This window comes from Photorhabdus stackebrandtii (genome assembly GCF_011189495.1).
In the GTDB taxonomy this organism is placed as follows: domain Bacteria; phylum Pseudomonadota; class Gammaproteobacteria; order Enterobacterales; family Enterobacteriaceae; genus Photorhabdus; species Photorhabdus khanii.
Genome location: NZ_PUJV01000141.1, coordinates 1 through 911, shown reverse-complemented (window position 1 = coordinate 911; position 911 = coordinate 1). Strand labels below are relative to the sequence as shown.

The window sequence follows — 911 nt, the reverse complement described above, 5'->3', positions numbered from 1 at the left end:
CGGCGGGCAGGGTTATCACCGGTTTGTCACCAAGTGATTCCAGCCGCTTGCTCCAGTTAATGATCCGTTCCCCGATAGCCTGTGTCCGCATCGCGGGATCTGGCAGGTGACGATTTGCTTTCGATTCCAGTCGCTTGAGCACTTCCTGATAGCTCTGTTCACTAAGCGCCACTCTGCCATCCGGCTCAATCACCACGCCCAGCGTAGAGAGCAAGGCGGGAACAAATTGTTGGGTTATCCGGTCAATGGCTTTCTGGGGAAGCTGCCGGACATAATTTGCCCCCTGAGAAATCGCCTGACCGGGATTGGCGCAGACGGTAGCCAGAAAAGTCCCCATGCCCAGCAGAATATTATCGACTCCGCGAATAAACTGGCTCTCAAGCATCGGCGATTTGACTTTGTCGTTATTCAGCACGGTGATAACACTGCCGGTAATGGTGCGCCAGAAGTTGCCATCCCCGTTGCTGTCCGACTCTTTGGCGGCAAGTTTTGCCAAAACCTGCTGGCCGGGCAGGGAGGATTGCAGATTGCCGAGCAGTCCTGAGAGGATTTCACTGAAAAACTGGAACTCCAGCGCGTCCTCTTCTTCCCGCGTCTCTTTTTCATCTTGCAGTGAAAAGAAGTAGTGAAAGTAATTTTGTAGCCCGCCGACCTGATAACTCAGCGCCGGGTTATCCGCAAAAGCTTCAAACAGTTTCATCAACATCGCCTGACGGACTTCAAAGTCTTGGGTGGTTTTTTTCAGTTTCGGCCAGTCGTTATCCCAGCGCTCTTGGTTAATACTGTCATCTATTTTCTTTTTCAGCGCCGGGTCTTTGGTCGCTTTGAGCCTTTCGACATAGAAACCGATGGTCAATGGGTAGATATTGGAGGCGTTGTAGCTCTGTTGCCACAGATGCAGGATAGAGTAC

1 protein-coding gene is annotated in these 911 nt (G+C 51.9%); it reads right to left on the bottom strand.

Translation table 11 applies throughout. The features are described 5' to 3' along the window. Positions 1–911 (bottom strand): hypothetical protein (locus tag C5470_RS22010; RefSeq protein ID WP_166291916.1); only part of this gene is annotated, 911 nt, incomplete at both ends.